Raw genomic sequence first — 15,273 nt, 5'->3', positions numbered from 1 at the left:
TTATGGATAAGTCTTTATATTCAAGGCGCTCCAACCTAGTAATAGGATTTCATGGCTGCGACAAGTCTGTTGTTGATGCCGTAGTTGCTGGTAAGACCGATCTTCTTTCCAGCACTAATGACTATGACTGGTTAGGAAACGGCATCTATTTTTGGGAAAATAATGAGGAACGAGCTTGGCAATGGGCTAAAGATTTAGCCAAAAGAAAGAACTCACAAATCAAAGAGCCTGCAGTTGTTGGTGCAATAATAGACTTAGGTTATTGTTTTGACCTTACTGACAGTTCCTATCTTCGGGAATTGAAAGATGCTTACGAGTCTATGGTTGAACTCTATAAAGAGTCAGGATTAGAATTACCACAAAATACAACTATAGGTAAATCTACAGACTTACTGATTAGGAAATTGGATTGTGCTGTAGTTCAAACTGCACTAACATACAATAAAAAGGCCAATGCCCATCCATACGATTCAGTAAAAGGAGTATTTTGGGAAGGACAGGAACTATATCCTAATGCAGGATTCAGAGAAAAGAATCATATTCAGATTTGTGTCTGCAATCCTAATTGCATCAAGGGTTATTTTCTTCCTAGAGGTATCAATCAAGATTATCCAAACCCATAATATAAAAAGGTAGAATATGGACAAAAAGAAAAATGAAAACTTCTTTCTGAAACTTATTAAGATTAAGAAAGAGATACGTGATTGAGTACAAAATGGAAGAGACCTGAAAGATGTAGAGAAAAACTATGGTATCAGATTCTCTAAACCCCTATGAAATTGATGAGGAAGAGTCATTAGACTATACCTTCATCACTAAAGACGGAATAAGATATTATGGAGCAATATAGAGTAAATCGCGTTTGGGTGGACGATGCCCATATTTGGGCAGAAACCCAAAATGGCTGGAAGGCTAACTATCCTTTCAGCCGTTGGAGCCGTTTTGCTAACGCCACACCTGCCCAGCGTAAGGCTTTCGTATTGAGCAGATATGGTATCCATTGGCCTGAATTAGACGAAGATTTATGCTTTGAAGGACTATTCGCAGATGCTGGCATATACAAACCGTCAAATGCAGAAGATACTATTTATTATCAAGCATAATAAAAGTATTTTTTTGCAACAGAAGGATAAGTGAATCATTAAAATAAGGAGGTAAATATGGACAACAAGAATCTTTCATCAGAAGCTTTACTCTCCAATCAAGTCAGTAAAAATAGATTATCATGAATGAAGAAGAGATTAAAATCGTGGCAGAAAATGCTATGATGATAGTTTGCGGATATGCATTTTCGAAAACCGAAGAAGGCCTTATACGTGTAGTGTATCTACATCCGCCATATCATGCTCTTGTAATGACAAGCGAGGGTGAAGTAACAGAAACCAATATGGATGATATAGAAATCAGCATCGTTCAAAAGTATTGGAAACGAAACAAAAAATTAATGGAGCAAGCTTATGCCTAAATATTACGACTTTATGATATGTGGGTATAAGCTGAGCAAGCATAACAATGCGGCTGAATAAACGTAACGAGACGCCTCATCTGGCGCAAGGATACGACTGCGCTGGGTCAAAGATATAGATTAGGAGGTTCAAGCAGTCAGTATCTGAGGTTCAACCAGATTGTATCTGAGGTTCAAGCAGACTGCTTCTTGATGATTCCCACTAGGCTCGATAGCTCTGCTGAGCCTAGTGACAACACCTCATTAACATACAAATATATACTTTTAAAATACAACAAGGTGAAAAGATTTATAATGATACTATGCTTCATCTGCACATACACACTACAGATGGCGGCACAAACATGGATTGGAACTTGGGCTACGGCACCGCAGACTGTCGTGAAAGCGTTTATGCCCTATAATAACAACATGACAAACCGTTCGGTTCGCCAGATAGTAAAGGTAAGCGTGGGAGGCGACGTGATAAGACTGAAACTGAGCAATATCTACTCGATGCAACCCGTAGTGATACGCTCCATCTATATCGCCCACGCCAAAGACTCCTTCAAGATTGATGCCAAATCGGCCCAATACTTCAAGTTCGGCAACAGCTACAAGGCTACTATCCCTGCCGGCAGACAGATAGTGAGCGATGCGCTGAAGTTCAATCTCAAGAACCTGGAGCGCGTTGCCATCACCATCAACTACACCTCGGCTCCCGATGTGCCTACCGTCCACATGGGCTCACGTACCACCTCTTATATCATGAAGGGAGTAACCAATGCCCACTCCAACTTCGAAAAGGCTTTCCGCGAGAACCACTGGTACAACATCAGCGGCATCGATGTGTATACGATGAGCACCAACATGAGTGCCATCGCCATCATGGGCAACTCCATCACCGACGGCAAATGTTCTACGGATAATGCCCAGAACCGGTGGCCCGATGTAATGTCAGAGATGCTGCAGTTGAAGCATAAGATAACCAACCAGGGTGTACTGAACCTGGGCATCGGCAACAACCGCGTAACCGTGCCGGGCGGTTTCGGGGCACTCGCCAAGGAACGCTTCGACCGAGACATTCTGATGCAGAGCGGCGTAAAGAAGGTAATTATCTTTGAAGGCATCAACGACATAGGTGCTGCCAAGAGCGGCAACAGCGAGACGGTAGCCCGCCAGATTATAGAGAGCATACAGGGAATGATGAGGAAGGCGAAGGCCCGGAAGATGAAAGTTTATCTGGGCACCATCACGCCTTTCAAGGGTGCCGGCTACTACAGCCACTTCCACGAAGCAGCCCGACTCTATGTAAACGACTGGATTCGAAGTCAGGCAAAGAAAGCAGATGGCATTTTAGACTTCGCCAAGCTGCTTCAAGATCCGAATGATGACAGAAGGATGAAGCGGGAATATGCCAGCAACGACTGGCTCCACCCGAACCCTGCAGGATACAAGGCGATGGGAATCTATGCCGCTGATATCGTCAAGTAAGAAAAAAGCCGCCCTATTATAGGCGGCTTTTACTATATATAATAAGCTGTTTTACTTCAAGACAATCTTGCAATCGTCCAGGCTCTCTACTGTGGCGAGTGCCTCATAACGGATTCCCTCCTTACGCAGGAAGTCACCACCATGCTGGAATGCCTTCTCGATGATGAAACCCATCGCCTCAATCTTGGCACCAGCCTTCTCGCAAAGGTCCATCACACCCTTAGACGCATTACCATTGGCAAGGAAGTCATCGATAAAGATAACATGGTCCTCAGGAGTAAGATAACTGTTGCTCACACAAACCGTATAATCGCGGTCCTTTGTAAAAGAGTGAACCACAGAGGTAATCATACCCTCCATCGTCTTAGGCTGCTTTTTCTTCACGAACACAACAGGAAGATTGGTCAGATAACCTACCATGATGGCAGGCGCGATGCCCGAAGCCTCGATAGTAATAATCTTGTTGTACTTGATGTCCTTGAAAAGGCGCACGAATTCCTTAGCTAAGTCCATCATCAGAATAGGGTCCATCTGATGGTTTACAAAGCTGTCTACTTTTAAGATTCCACCAGGAAAGCATCTGCCCTCCTGCATAATTCTTTCTTTCAGTAAATCCATTATGACTTGAACTTTAATATGGTTATTGGGTGCAAAATTACTACTTTTTTCGCAAACAAGGAAGTTTATCGCCCAATAATTTTGTTTTGTCTGCAATTTAGCGTAATTTTGCAGCAGAAATCATCGTGCAAGAGCAAGGAGTCACGGTCAACGAGAACTCTCCTCTCGTCATGAGCGCAGAAAACATGGACACTTATACCTACTGGTTGCAAAGTTTCATCTATTATGACGATGCCACCCTCGCCGAGAAAAGCAAAACCTATAAGAAAAGTGTTATTCATTTCTAGAAAATCAGCGAAAAGCAAGAAAATTCAATCGTTTTCGCTGATTTTCTAAGTAGTTTTCTTGGTGTTATCCTAAAAAAAACGTATCTTTGCAACCAACATTATAAAACTATCTTACAATGAGTTACGCAAATATCATAGGAAGAAATAAAGAGATAAATATACTCGATAGAATATACAAGTCAAAGAAATCTGAACTTGTAGCCATTTATGGCCGTCGAAGAGTAGGCAAATCTTATCTCGTAAGCGAATGCTTTGGAAAGAAGATTCTCTTCAAAGCAGTAGGTACTTATATTAAAGACGGAGACAAGGACTATGAGTCTTACCGTCAACTTCAACTTGCGCATTTCTATGATTCGCTAGTGATTGCAGGATTATCGCCAAAGGAGTCCAAACCCACTTGTTGGAGAGAGGCATTTTTACTTTTGAGAAAAGTTCTGGAAGGAAAAAGAAACAGAAGGAAAATCATCTTTATCGATGAACTTCCATGGCTTGCAGGACCGCAATCATCAGAAATGATAGCAGAACTGGGATATTTTTGGAATTCATGGGCAGACAGTGAACGAAATATTATACTCATTGTCTGTGGATCGGCTACAAGTTGGATGCTTGATAATGTGATACATGACTATGGAGGTCTGCATGGAAGACTCACGGAAACCATCAAACTATTCCCTTTCACTCTAGCAGAATGCGAAAAGTACTACAAGAAAAATGGTTTTCATCTCTCACGCTATGAAATGTGCGTGAGTTATATGGCTATAGGTGGAATCCCCTATTATCTGGATAAGCTCCGCAACGACAGAACAATGACAGACAACATAGACAGCATATTCTTTGCAGACGAATTGATTCATCAGGAATTCAAAGATGTTTATACAGGACTGTATTCCAGCAAAGAGAAATACGTCGACATCGTTAAAGCTATTGGCAGTAAGTTCTATGGAATGACACAATCAGAGCTTTCCAAGGCTACAGGTATCAAAACCGGGGGTACCCTGACAAAGCTACTTGACAACCTTAGAGAATCAGGAATTACGAGAGAGTATCCCCGCTATGGAAAGGAAAGAGTCGAAACTGTATATCAGCTAAAAGATTTCTTTTCTCTATTCTATCTGAGATTTGTTCATGGCAAACAAATCAAACAAGGAGGATGGAACGCTATCCATGGGACAGCCACATTCTACACATGGGCTGGAGATACGTTTGAACTTTTGAGCATAGAGCATCTGCAAAACATACAAGACACTCTACGTATCCATTCGGTTGAAAGGAACTACAGTTGGTGTGGGAAAGCTGAAGACGGAAAAGGTGCTCAAATAGATTTAGTCATGGAGAGTAAAAGTACTCAAACAGATTATCTCTGCGAAATGAAATTTTCAACAGGTAATTTTACTGTCACACAAGATGTCGAGGAGAATATACGTCACAAGATAGACGCTTTCGCAAATAGCAAGATGCATAACAAGACTCGCTCAATACAAACTGTTTTGGTGACAACAATGGGACTTAGTTCCAATATGCATGCAAGTATCATCAATCACCTGATAACTCTTGAGCAATTATTTCAACGATAAAATAGAAGAATAATGAAAGAGGACTGCCAGCGATGGGTGGTCCTCTTTTTTTAATGACCTCCAATGGTTAATTATCAATAATTATAAATACCTTTATTATATGCGTATTTATAATTTTAGTATCTTTGCACCACAAACTTAGTACAAATCGCTTAAGGAAATAGCAGTACATTAAACTATAAGAATATGAATCCATATATCAAACAATTCCCCGACCTCATGGCGGGCAAGAAAATCATGTATGTTCACGGTTTCCTCTCTTCTGCACAGAGCGGCACCGTAAAGATGTTGCAGGAACTGATGCCGAATGCCACCCTCGTGGCTGAAGACATCCCGGTACATCCGGAAGAGGGCATAGAGATGCTGCAGAAGATGGCGGAGACTGAGAAGCCCGACCTCATCATCGGTACCTCGATGGGAGGCATGTATACCGAACTGCTGAAAGGATTCGACCGCATCCTCGTAAACCCAGCCTTCAAGATGGGCGATACGATGAGCAGCATGACCGGCAAGCAGGAATTCCAGAACCCGAGAAAGGACGGAGTGAACGAACTGATGGTTAACAAAGGCCTCATCAAGGAATACCGTGACTTTACCGAGCGTTGCTTCCAGAACATTACTCCCGAGGAGCAGCAACGTGTTTACGGTCTCTTCGGAGATGCTGATCCGCTGGTCCATACCTTCGACCTCTTCCATGAGCACTATCCGCTCGCCATCCCATTCCACGGCGAGCACCGACTTATCGACAAGGTAGCATTCCACTATCTCTGTCCGGTTATCCGCTGGATTGACGACAAGCAGAACGGCAAGGAACGCCCTATCGTATACATCGACTTCGATGCCCTGCACGACAGTTACATGAAGGCAACCAGTTCGATGCACAAGGCTTACGAGATGCTGATAGAGCATTACAACGTATATATCGTAGCCCCAGCACCAACCAACGATCATGAATACATGGCGAAGGTACAGACCTGGGTGGAGGAATATCTCTCTACCCCAGCCTACAACCACATCATCTTCTGCAACCAGAAGAACCTGCTCTACGGCGATTACTTCATCGACCCTAGCCCATGCGATGGTTTCATGGGTACGACGATAGAATACGGCAGCGATGAATTCAAGACCTTCGAAGAAATCATCACCTTCTTCGAAAGACTGGGAGGACAGTGATTTAGTTAATAGTTTATAGTTAACAGTTTATAGCAAAAAAGGTGCAACTCACTTTCTTACTTGTGAGTTGCACCTTTTTATCTATAAATATCTTTGATTCTTATGCCTTATCCAGATTCTTCGGCAACACGAGGTTCAGGATAACGGCGAGCAGGAAGACTACTGCCACACAGTTATCAGCAAAAACGGTGCGCACAATCTCTGGGAAGATGTTGAACATACCTGTTGCAGATGTGAATCCGAGACCTACGCTGAGCGAAAGGCTCACGATGACCATGTTACGCTGAGAGAAGCCGGTACGCGCCATCATGCCGAAACCGGCAAAGAGGATGCTACCGAACATCATGATGGTACAGCCGCCCAATACAGCCTGAGGAATCGTAGTCAATACATAACCGATAGCTGGGAAGATACCACCGATAATCATGATGATGGCACCCATGGCAATGGTAAAGCGGTTCACCACTCCCGACATCGCTGCCAAACCCACATTCTGACTGAAAGAAGTGATAGGAGTACAACCGAAAAGACCGGAAACCGAACTTACGAAACCATCGCAGCAGACTGCCGCACCCATCTCTTTAGTCTTAGGATCACGCTTCAACGCACTGTTGCAGAGCGCAGAAGTATCACCAATCGTCTCTGTGGCAGAAACCAGATATACTGCTACCACCGAGAGAATAGCACCGATATTAAACTCAGGTGTAAATGGAAGAAGCTTTGGCAAAGCTACGATAGAGAGACCAGAAAGTCCACTGAAGTCTATCATTCCCATAAACAGAGCCAGGATGTAACCAACCAGCAGTCCTACCAATACAGAGAGAGAACGCAAGAAACCCTTGGCGAAGATCTGACAAAGCAGACAAGCCAGCAAAGTGACAGAACCCACAACCCAGTTGTGCATGCTACCGAAATCAGCTGCACCCTGACCACCCGCAAAAGAGTTGGCACCAACAGGAAGGAGCGAGAAACCGATGGCTGTTACCACGGTAGCGGCTACTACAGGCGGAATGAGCTTGATCCAATACTTGGCGAAAAGTCCGAGTGTTCCTTCTACCAGACCACCAATGATGACAGCGCCTATCAATGTACCCATACCATGAGCACCGGCAATGGCGATGGCGAGCGAAAGGAAGGTGAAGGAGATACCCATCACGATAGGAAGGCGAGAACCGATACGCCATACCGGATAAAGCTGCACCAAGGTACCGATACCGGCGATGACCATACAGTTCTGGATAAGCACGGCGCTCACCGAACTGTCCAAACCTATCGCACCAGCGAGAATCATGATTGGCGCAATATTGCTGACGAACATCGCCAGCACATGCTGAAGACCAAATGGGAGTGCTTTACCTACGGGCACTCTGCCGTCTAATTTGTAGAGATTTTCTATTGACTGTTCCATTGTCGTTATAATAATTAGAGAATTTCCATTATCCATCAATTCAGTGTCTTTTCTGAATTTGGCGGCAAAATTACAAAGAAAATCTGAGAAATCGTTCCTTTTCTCCATTTTTCTCTATCCCGCATGATAGAATACAAGAAGAATCTACGAAAAAAGGAAGGCTGCGGTTCATATTCCGTGCAACCTTCCCTTTTTATCTTATCTCATTAATACTCCGTCTTTTCCGCATTTTCCTCCCACATGCGGAAAGCACCGAGCGCCTCATCGCGCATCAGGGCAATCATCGGCTTGTGGCGGTCTTCTATCTTGCGGTCTATCTCCTCATAGATAAACTCATCATCGAAACCTATCTTTGCCGCATCCTTCCGGTCGTTGGCATAATAGATACGGTCGAGATGTGCCCAATAGATGGCACCCAGGCACATCGGGCAAGGCTCGCAGGAGGTATAAATCTCGCAACCTTCCAGATTGAAGGTCTTCAGTTTGCGGGTAGCCTGTCGGATACAGTTCACTTCGGCATGAGCCGTAGGGTCGAGGTCGATGGTTACACTGTTGGAAGCCTCAGCGATGATAATACCATCCTTGGCAATCACAGCACCAAAAGGTCCGCCCCCCGTCTTCACGCTATTCTTTGAGAGCTCAATGGCTCTATGCATCAATTCTTCCTTTGTCATTGTTTAATATTTTTAGATTAATAATACCCCTTCTTTTCAATTGGGGGCTACAAATATACAAAAAAGAAATGATACGGCAAGCATTTCTTGCATTATTTTTTAGTACTTTTGCTGCAAAGATACACTTTTTCGCACGAATATCCGACACTTTACTACATTTTTTTGCACGAACGCCCTAAATTTCCTTAAATACGCATTCCTGTTCAACAGTTAATTATCAATAATTATAAATACCTTTATTATAAGAGTAGTTATAATTTTCGTAACTTTGTAGCCTATGAATCAAAACAATATCAGCGCCGCAGAACTCTTCCTTAGGGTAAGAGAACTTTTGATACTCCCCGAACTGGAGCCGAAGACACGCAACAAGATGATGCACGATACGCTCATCCTCTGCTGCCACGAAGGAGTGAAGGATACCAAACAGGCTTTCGGTAACCTTTTCTCCCAGGTGGATTATCTCTGCAAGACTCACGGCATCAAGGTGGCAGACAAGATTGCCATCCAGACCATGCGCCGGCACAGTAATTCGCAGGAACCGCTCTCAAGCGAAGATTTGAAATATGATGCACGTGCCCTAGCCATCTTCATCTCTGCCGTATTCGGAGTGGATGTTCCCCACGAGCTGAACGTGCTCATTCCCCATGCCAACCGCCCTTATCAGAAAGGACTGGAAATCAACAACCGCCGCATCCGCTGCATCGTGAAGAATTGGGACAGCGATTTCATCCGCGTGGATATTGACCAGGATGCTGACGAAGAGGAATATCTCGTTCAACTGAAAGATGAAGAGAACCATATTGACCATACCTACCTCTGGGATATCCTGAAGGAAGGTATGCAGCTCAACCTGCTCGACTGTCAGGTAAAACAACCCATCATCACCCCCCGACTCATCGTGGTGGAACCCGATTATCTGGTAGATATCAGTAGTATCGCCACCTGCTTCACGGCTTTCGGTCATCATCCCCTGCTCTATCTGCTGAACCAGATGAAACCACGTGCCAACACCCAGGCTACCCTGCTCGGTAACTTTGCCGGTGCGGCGCTGGATGACATCATCAATACAAACGGCAAATACCAGATGAACGAAACCATAAAGACGAATTTCAGGGAGAAAGCACTGGAGTTCTGCACCTGTCCCTGGTTTGATGCCAAGAAATTCTATACCGATGCCAACCAGCAGGCATTCAATCTGCAGCAGGTAGTGGATATTCTCTTTCCCCGCACCGCATCGCAGGCACAGATGTCAGCCTTCCGTGGCGAAAGTTTTTACGACAGGAAGAAAGCCATCCTTGAACCTTCGTTCGTCTGCGAAGCACTCGGCATACAGGGACGTGTGGACCTGATGACCACCGACTGCAAACTGCTGGTGGAGCAGAAATCGGGACGCAACATGAATATTGAAACCCATCAGGTAGATCCGGGTTATCACAGTTATCAGCTGGAGCCACACTATGTACAGCTGCTGCTCTACTATGGCGTATTGCAGCACAACTTCAAGCTGAGCAACGACCGCGTGAATATCCGTCTGCTCTACTCCAAGTATCAGCCGCAAGACGGACTGATGGTAGTAGCGTATTACCACAAGCTCTTCCAGGAAGCCATAACTTACCGCAACCAGCTGGTAGCCGCTTCTTTCGAAATAGCCAAGGAAGGTTTTGAACATGCACTCAACGAGTTTACACCCGATGTGCTCAATGTAGCCGGCACACAGGACTTCTTCTACAACAAGTATCTGAAGCCGCAGATAGAAGCCATCACCAGTCCGCTCCACAACCTCACCCCATTAGAGGAGGCTTACTTCTGCCGCATGATGACCTTCGTGTTGCGGGAACAGATGATCAGCAAGGTGGGCGCACAGGAAGGCACCAACACATCAAGTTCCGACCTCTGGACCATGCCACTCGCCGAAAAGAAAGATGCCGGCAATATCTATACCGACCTGCACATCATCCGAAAGGAACAGAGCAGCGCAGGAAGCGGATATGATACCATCACCCTGAGCGTGCCCGACCAGGGAAAGGACTTTCTGCCCAACTTCCGTATCGGCGACATGGTGTATCTCTATACCTACAAGCTGAAGGAAGAACCCGACGTAAGAAAGGCTATATTATATAAAGGTGTACTGCAGGAGATTCACAGCGATGAGATTGTGGTGCATCTCACCGACGGACAGCAGAATGCCGATATCTTCGAGATGAATCTGCCTTACGCCATAGAACATGGTACGAGCGATGCATCAACAGGCGGAAGCATACGTAACCTGCACCAGTTTATCTGTGCACCCAAGGAGAAACGCGACCTGCTGTTAGGGCAGCGTGCCCCGCAAAGAGATGCCTCGCTGTCATTGACCAGACATTACGATGATGTACTTGACGACATCATTCTCCGTGCCAAGCAGGCACAGGATTACTTCCTGCTCGTGGGACCTCCGGGAACAGGAAAGACCAGCCGTGCCCTGAAGTTTATGGTAGAAGAAGCATTGAACGATGGAACGGGAATGCCGACAGCAGAAAGCATCGCCTCGGGAGGCAAGACGGCTCAGCAGCCTGCATCCTCCATCCTCCTGATGAGCTATACCAACCGAGCCGTAGATGAAATCTGCGAGATGCTGGTAGATTCGGGCATTCCATTCCTTCGCCTCGGCAGCGAGTACTCCTGCGACGAGCGGTTCCGCCCTTATCTGATAGAGAAAGCCATCAGCGACTGTCCGAAACTCGAAGCTATCAAACAATATATAATAGGTACGCGTGTAATCGTGGGCACCACTTCGATGATGACCTCCAAGCCGTTCATCTTCTCGCTGAAGCACTTCAAGCTTGCCATCATCGACGAGTCGAGCCAGATACTGGAGCCTAATCTCATCGGTCTCTTATCAGCAGTAGATAAGTTCATCCTCATCGGCGACTACAAGCAGTTGCCAGCCGTGGTACAGCAGAGCGAGCAGGATTCAGGCATTCCTACCATCAACGACAGTCAGAAAGGTGGCATCATCGACATGAGCATCCTGCAGGACATCTGTCTTACCAACTGCCGCAACTCCCTCTTCGAACGTCTGATTCATTGGGAAGATCACGAAAAACGCAGCGAATTCATCGGCATTCTGCGCCGCCAGGGAAGAATGCATCCCGAGATTGCAGAGTTTCCTAATCGGATGTTCTACCGCCGGGAGAAGCTGGAACCCGTGCCATGTCCACACCAGTTGGAGACGGAGCTGTCATATACTCTCCCATCAGAAGATGCGCTCGACGACCTGCTGAAGGAGCACCGCATGATATTCCTTCCATCCAAATTCTGCAAGGAACCGAATGTATCTGATAAGATCAATGCCAACGAGGCAGCAATCGTGGTAGACCTGCTTCGCCGCATCCACCGCTTCTATGGAGAGCGTTTCGATGCCAAGAAGACGGTAGGCGTCATCGTTCCTTACCGCAACCAGATAGCCATGGTGCGCAAAGGCATCGAAAAGCTCGGTATTCCGGAACTGGAGAAAATCAGTATCGATACCGTAGAGCGGTACCAGGGCAGCCAGCGAGATGTCATCATCTACAGTTTCACCATCCAGAACATCTGGCAGCTCGACTTCCTTGCAGGCAACAGTTTCGTAGAAGACGGCGCCATCATCGACCGCAAGCTGAACGTAGCCATCACCCGTGCCCGAAAGCAGATGATTATGACAGGCAACCCGGAGATATTGCGCAATAATCAGATTTTTAGCGAATTAATGAACTATGTGAAGGAAAAAGGAGGATATTTTTAAAATTTCCCCCAAAAAGTTTGGTGATACGGAAATAAAGTCCTATCTTTGCATTCAAATTATACACAAAAGGATAAACAAGAGACATAAACACAGATATAGGATTCCGGTGCTTCACTGGCACTGGAATTCTTTATTTTTTATGCTACTTGCCAACCGATTATTAATAACATTAAAACAACAAGAAAATTATGGCTTACATGTCACAAGAAGGCTACGACAAACTCGTAGCTGAGCTGAAACAGCTCGTATCTGTAGAGCGCCCTAAGGCATCAGCCGCAATTGCTGAAGCCCGCGACAAGGGTGATTTAAGTGAGAATTCTGAGTATGATGCCGCTAAAGAGGCACAGGCTCATCTGGAAGATAAGATCAATCGCCTGAAGCTCACTATTGCCGAGGCCAAGATTATCGATACCAAGCAGCTCAGCACCGACAGCGTGCAGATTATGTCGAAGGTAGAGATGACCAACATGGCTAACAAGGCAAAGATGACTTATACCATCGTGAGCGAGAGCGAGGCAAACTTGAAGGAAGGAAAGATTTCCATCAAGACTCCTATCGCACAGGGATTGCTCAACAAGAAGGTAGGTGAGATTGCAGAAATCAAGATTCCTCGCGGCACCATCAACCTTCGCATCGACAAGATTTCATTTGAATAAAACGGAATAAAAGGAACTATCATATCGGCAGCAATGCCCGTATGACGGTTCCTTTTATGTTATATGTAAGCCTACCCGATATACTCTACAGAAAATGAAAGTAGCCGATGCAACGACATCAAAAAGAGAATAAGATAATATGTATTGTAAATTATAAATTATTAATTATAAATTGATTAGCGATTATGGCAAGCATTTTTTCAAAGATTGCAGCAGGAGAGATTCCTAGCTACAAGTGTGCAGAAAGCGACAAGTTCTATGCTTTCCTCGACATTAGCCCTATCGGCAAAGGTCATACTCTGGTAATTCCCCGTAAGGAGGTGGATTACATCTTCGATATGGAAGACGAAGACCTGGCTGAGTTTGAGGTTTTCGCCAAGAAGGTAGCCAAGGCTATCAAGGCAGCCTTCCCATGCAAGAAAGTGGCGCAGGTTGTTTTGGGTCTGGAGGTTCCTCATGCCCATATCCACCTCATCCCAATGAACAGCGAAGCTGATGTAAACTTCCGCAAGGAGCATCTCAAACTCACAGAGGAAGAGTTCAAGGAAATTGCTGATAAGATTTATACAGAATTCAAGAAACTTTAAATGCAAGAAGTTTCAAACAGAAAAAGAGCTGCGAATATGCTTCGCAGCTCTTTTTATATCTTTATTTCATAAGCTCTTGCTTAGACGAACTCATCGCCTTTCTTCATCTGCACCTCGTTTACATATTTACGCACCAGGGCAGAAGAATCTTCTTTCTTGCATATCAACAATACATTGTCATTCTCGGCTACTATGAAACCATTCAGTCCGTTCAATACAGCCAGCTTTCCTTTAGGCAACTTGATTACATTGTTGTGACAATTCTCCATCATCACATCGCTGTCAATAACCACGTTGTCATCGCTGCTCTTCTGCATCGCCTCATAGATACTGTGCCAGGTACCCAGATCAGCCCAGCCGAAGTCACACTTCATCATATAGACATTGCTAGGTTTGTCAAGCACTCCGAAATCTACTGATATATTAGGATAAGAAGAGAAGCTCTCTTTCATGTATGCATTCTCAGTCTCCACACTGAATTCGGGATACTGTTTATCGTAATCACGGAGTACAGGGGGCAGAATCTTGCAGAAACACTCACGCAGATACTTCACATTAGAAAGGAATAAACCCGTATTCCAATAGAATTCTCCACTCTCTACAAAAATCTTGGCAAACTCTCTTTCCGGCTTTTCTGTAAACGACTGTACCTTATATAATCCGTTGCCGATAGCTTCACCCATCTGAATATATCCATATCCAGGTTCAGGACGGGTTGGCTTCACACCCATCGTCAGGAAACGGTCATGTTCAGCCACAAAAGCCAGACCTTCCAATACGTTTTCCCGGAAAGCATCTTCATTGAAGATAGCCTGATCCGAAGGAGTGGCGATGATGCAGGCATCAGGATTGAGCATCGAGATGCGATGATTGGCCCATGCCATGCTAGGTGCCGTATTGCGATGAATAGGTTCCGCCAATATCCGTTCGGCAGGAACCTCAGGCAACTGTTCCTTTACCAGTTGAACATATTCTTCATTTGTGTTGATAAATATATGGTCGGCAGGCACGATCTTTGCCATACGGTCAAAGGTTTGCTGAAGCTGGGTGCGCCCCACTCCAAAGAAGTCGACAAACTGCTTCGGATAGTTGCTGCGGCTGCAAGGCCAGAGTCTGCGGCCCTTACCTCCCGCCAATATCACACAATAATTATTTCCGTTACTCTTCATATCTTGAGTCTAATATTTTGTTGGTTTTCAAAATTCATCTGTAAAGTTAGTGATTATCCGTGAAAGTGCCAAAGATTTTCTTGAAATTTAATAAAGTGGACTATAAAAACAACAAAAATTTAATGTTTCTGCATTAAAAATGCATTTTTAGAAAAAAAAGTCACCAAAAAGTTTGTCAGTTCAAAAATTATTAGTACCTTTGCAACCGCAAATAAGCAAGGTGGTATTTGCCCAGATGGCGGAATCGGTAGACGCGCTGGTCTCAAACACCAGTGGAGCAATCCATCCCGGTTCGATCCCGGGTCTGGGTACCAAGATGGAGAGAAGTTTTACTTCTCTCCTTTTTTCGTTTATATACCTTGTATATATACACATTTATCCCTGCATATCTACCCACTTACATCCTATCATATCCCCCACTTCACG

14 protein-coding genes and 1 tRNA gene are annotated in these 15,273 nt (G+C 45.0%); 11 read left to right on the top strand and 4 right to left on the bottom strand.

All coding sequences use genetic code 11. From position 1 onward, the window contains the following. Positions 1-2 precede the first annotated feature (2 nt). From KUA46_RS13730 to KUA46_RS13715, 4 genes are all read left to right on the top strand, one after another. Positions 3-623, top strand: a complete 621-nt coding sequence (locus tag KUA46_RS13730) for a hypothetical protein (protein WP_022120755.1) — start codon at positions 3-5, stop codon at positions 621-623. Positions 624-836: 213 nt separating this feature from the next. Beyond that, entirely contained in the window at positions 837-1,103 is a 267-nt protein-coding gene (locus KUA46_RS13725; protein ID WP_218487312.1) for a DUF2442 domain-containing protein, read from the top strand. Positions 1,104-1,225: 122 nt separating this feature from the next. Beyond that, positions 1,226-1,465, top strand: coding sequence for a DUF7723 family protein (locus KUA46_RS13720; protein WP_022120757.1), 240 nt, complete (start codon positions 1,226-1,228; stop codon positions 1,463-1,465). 279 nt (positions 1,466-1,744) lie between these two features. Further along, entirely contained in the window at positions 1,745-2,938 is a 1,194-nt protein-coding gene (locus KUA46_RS13715; RefSeq protein ID WP_420377694.1) for an SGNH/GDSL hydrolase family protein, read from the top strand. A 51-nt stretch (positions 2,939-2,989) separates the two neighbouring features. Here KUA46_RS13715 and xpt read toward each other — a convergent pair whose 3' ends face one another. Next, entirely contained in the window at positions 2,990-3,556 is a 567-nt protein-coding gene (gene xpt / locus KUA46_RS13710; RefSeq protein ID WP_022120760.1) for a xanthine phosphoribosyltransferase, read from the bottom strand. A 125-nt stretch (positions 3,557-3,681) separates the two neighbouring features. Here xpt and KUA46_RS13705 point away from each other — a divergent pair, with 125 nt between their 5' ends. The 3 genes from KUA46_RS13705 (at position 3,682) to KUA46_RS13695 (ending at position 6,590) form a co-directional block, all read left to right on the top strand. Next, positions 3,682-3,843: a hypothetical protein gene (locus KUA46_RS13705; RefSeq protein ID WP_153093583.1), complete on the top strand. Its 162-nt coding sequence runs from the start codon at positions 3,682-3,684 to the stop codon at positions 3,841-3,843. A gap of 116 nt (positions 3,844-3,959) precedes the next feature. Next, on the top strand, positions 3,960-5,417 hold the full coding sequence (locus KUA46_RS13700; RefSeq protein WP_218487311.1) for an AAA family ATPase: 1,458 nt from the start codon (positions 3,960-3,962) through the stop codon (positions 5,415-5,417). Positions 5,418-5,603: 186 nt separating this feature from the next. After that, positions 5,604-6,590 (top strand): YqiA/YcfP family alpha/beta fold hydrolase, encoded by a 987-nt coding sequence (locus KUA46_RS13695; RefSeq protein ID WP_153081262.1) that lies wholly within the window; start codon positions 5,604-5,606, stop codon positions 6,588-6,590. Positions 6,591-6,690: 100 nt separating this feature from the next. On the opposite strand, the gene KUA46_RS13690 is transcribed toward KUA46_RS13695, so the two are convergent. Together KUA46_RS13690 and KUA46_RS13685 are read right to left on the bottom strand one after the other, a co-directional pair. Next, the gene (locus KUA46_RS13690; RefSeq protein ID WP_119229427.1) at positions 6,691-7,998 is read right to left on the bottom strand and encodes a nucleobase:cation symporter-2 family protein; all 1,308 of its coding nucleotides are present in this window, start codon (positions 7,996-7,998) and stop codon (positions 6,691-6,693) included. 206 nt (positions 7,999-8,204) lie between these two features. Further along, on the bottom strand, positions 8,205-8,672 hold the full coding sequence (locus KUA46_RS13685; protein ID WP_006847694.1) for a nucleoside deaminase: 468 nt from the start codon (positions 8,670-8,672) through the stop codon (positions 8,205-8,207). A 277-nt stretch (positions 8,673-8,949) separates the two neighbouring features. On the opposite strand from KUA46_RS13685, the gene KUA46_RS13680 reads away from it, so the two are divergent. From KUA46_RS13680 to KUA46_RS13670, 3 genes are all read left to right on the top strand, one after another. Beyond that, entirely contained in the window at positions 8,950-12,435 is a 3,486-nt protein-coding gene (locus KUA46_RS13680) for a DEAD/DEAH box helicase (RefSeq protein WP_218487310.1), read from the top strand. Positions 12,436-12,623: 188 nt separating this feature from the next. Continuing rightward, complete coding sequence (gene greA, locus KUA46_RS13675; RefSeq protein WP_022120765.1) at positions 12,624-13,091, top strand: transcription elongation factor GreA; 468 nt, start codon at positions 12,624-12,626, stop codon at positions 13,089-13,091. A gap of 185 nt (positions 13,092-13,276) precedes the next feature. Further along, the gene (locus tag KUA46_RS13670) at positions 13,277-13,678 is read left to right on the top strand and encodes an HIT family protein (RefSeq protein WP_022120766.1); all 402 of its coding nucleotides are present in this window, start codon (positions 13,277-13,279) and stop codon (positions 13,676-13,678) included. Positions 13,679-13,758: 80 nt separating this feature from the next. On the opposite strand, the gene KUA46_RS13665 is transcribed toward KUA46_RS13670, so the two are convergent. Beyond that, the gene (locus KUA46_RS13665) at positions 13,759-14,847 is read right to left on the bottom strand and encodes a mannose-1-phosphate guanylyltransferase (protein WP_218487309.1); all 1,089 of its coding nucleotides are present in this window, start codon (positions 14,845-14,847) and stop codon (positions 13,759-13,761) included. Between the two features lie 229 nt (positions 14,848-15,076). On the opposite strand from KUA46_RS13665, the gene KUA46_RS13660 reads away from it, so the two are divergent. After that, positions 15,077-15,161, top strand: a tRNA-Leu gene (locus tag KUA46_RS13660). The last annotated feature ends 112 nt before the right edge of the window (positions 15,162-15,273 follow it).

The sequence above is a fragment of the Segatella copri genome (assembly GCF_019249765.2).
GTDB lineage: Bacteria > Bacteroidota > Bacteroidia > Bacteroidales > Bacteroidaceae > Prevotella > Prevotella copri_K.
The sequence above is the reverse complement of the archived record's forward strand: the minus strand, read 5'-3'. Positions and strand labels throughout refer to the sequence as shown.